The 1,013-nt window shown below is 61.6% G+C and carries 1 protein-coding gene; it reads left to right on the top strand.

Going from position 1 to position 1,013, the window contains the following annotated elements; translation table 11 throughout:
• The coding region (locus A3754_RS00440; protein WP_063518547.1) for a succinylglutamate desuccinylase/aspartoacylase family protein at positions 1-1,013 on the top strand (1,013 nt) is incomplete at both ends.

Here is a 1,013-nt window from a genome sequence, read left to right as displayed (position 1 = left end):
GATGCAGACGAAGAGTCTGGCAACGCCGAGGCAGAGCCGAAAAAACCCTCCGCCCTGCCACTGCTGGGCCAGACAGTGGAACCCGGCACTTTCGCCACCCTGCACTGGACACCGGATCAGTCCTTCGCGTCCATTGCCACGCCGGTACCGGTACTGGTCGCCCACGGTGACAAACCCGGCCCCAAACTCTGCCTCACCGCCGCCATCCATGGCGATGAGCTGAACGGCATCGAGATGGTCCGCCGCCTGATGTACGAACTGGAACCGGATCAACTGGCCGGCACCGTGATTGGTGTCCCCATCGTCAACCTGGACGGTTTTCGCAGTGGTACCCGCTACCTGAGCGACCGCCGCGACCTGAACCGTTACTTTCCCGGCAACAAGAATGGCAGCGCGGCCAGTCGCGTGGCTCATTCATTGTTCGGCAATATCGTCAGCCACTGCGACTACCTGGTGGACTTGCACACCGGTTCCCAGAAGCGGGTCAACCTGCCTCAGCTACGTGCGGATCTGGATAACCAGGATGTGGTCGCCTTTGCCAAGCACTTTGGCGGCATGACAGTGCTGCACAGCCCCGGCGTCACCGGCATGCTCCGCGATGCCGCGGTGAAAGACGGCATTGTTGCCGTGACCATGGAAGCCGGTGGCCCCAACCGGCTGGAAACCCAGGCAGTGAACTATGGCGTGCAGGCCATCGAAACCCTGCTGGAAAACCTGGAAATGCGTAAGGCCAGCCGTTTCTGGAGCGCCCCGCAGCCGGTGTTCTTCGAGTCGGAATGGATTCGTGCCAGCCAGGGCGGGATTTTGCTCTCCGAGGTAAAACTCAACGACAAGGTGAAAAAGGGCCAGATTCTCGGCACCGTCACCGACCCGATCAGCAATACGGGCAGCGCCATTATCGCCCCCTACAACGGGCGCGTGCTGGGCATGGCGGTTAACCAGGTGGTCCACGCCGGCTTTGCGGCCTTCCGTATCGGTGAAGAGAAGAGCACCGAGGAAGTGGAAGCCCAGGC

The sequence above is a fragment of the Alcanivorax sp. HI0083 genome (assembly GCF_001635175.1).
This window is presented reverse-complemented; position numbering and strand designations above follow the sequence as displayed.